We start from the raw sequence: 542 nt of genomic DNA, 5'->3' as shown, positions 1-542 counted from the left end.
GATGATTTACCCTCCGCCCGCTCGTGGGCTGTTTTCTTTTCGGCATTCGTCAGATGTACATTGTTAACCCGCTCACCCGTGAACTTGCCGTTTCTCCAGAACCAGGGGAACTGATCCTGGTGTCGGGTCCCGTGTGATTATATTCTAAAAATCTGCGTTCTAAGAACGCAGATTTGCCTTTTGCCCCCTATAAGGGGGCTTTGATGCCAGCCTTCTGAGAAGGCTGGCTGGTGAGTTATCCCATTTCATTGATTACTTGCCCAAGTCCATTTGAACTTGGCGTTGTTCCTGTTTCTCCTGGTATTTTACATACTTCCGTATCATCTCAGCATCTACACCTACTGTATCAACGCAGTAACCTTTCGCCCAGAAATGATTGCCCCAATATGGTTTGTTCCGTAGGTACGGAAATTTCGTGAATATCCGCAGTGCAGTTTTTCCTTTCACCACACCAGGCAACTTCGATATCGACACCTTTGGCGGCACCTTCACCAGCAGATGCACATGATCTGGCTGCACATTCAATTCGATTACCCGACATC

General features: G+C 47.8%; 1 protein-coding gene. It reads right to left on the bottom strand.

Annotation, left to right across the window (positions count from 1 at the left end; genetic code table 11):
- Window positions 1-252 precede the first annotated feature (252 nt).
- Window positions 253-542: IS200/IS605 family transposase (tnpA, locus tag ACOCD2_RS25705; RefSeq protein ID WP_293675654.1), on the bottom strand; the 290-nt coding region annotated here is incomplete at its 5' end.

This window comes from Thiolapillus sp. (assembly GCF_048562965.1).
GTDB classification, from domain to species: Bacteria; Pseudomonadota; Gammaproteobacteria; order Chromatiales; family Chromatiaceae; genus Thiolapillus; species Thiolapillus brandeum_A.
Note: the sequence above shows the minus strand (reverse complement) of the source record. Positions and strands in the feature narration are given on the sequence as shown.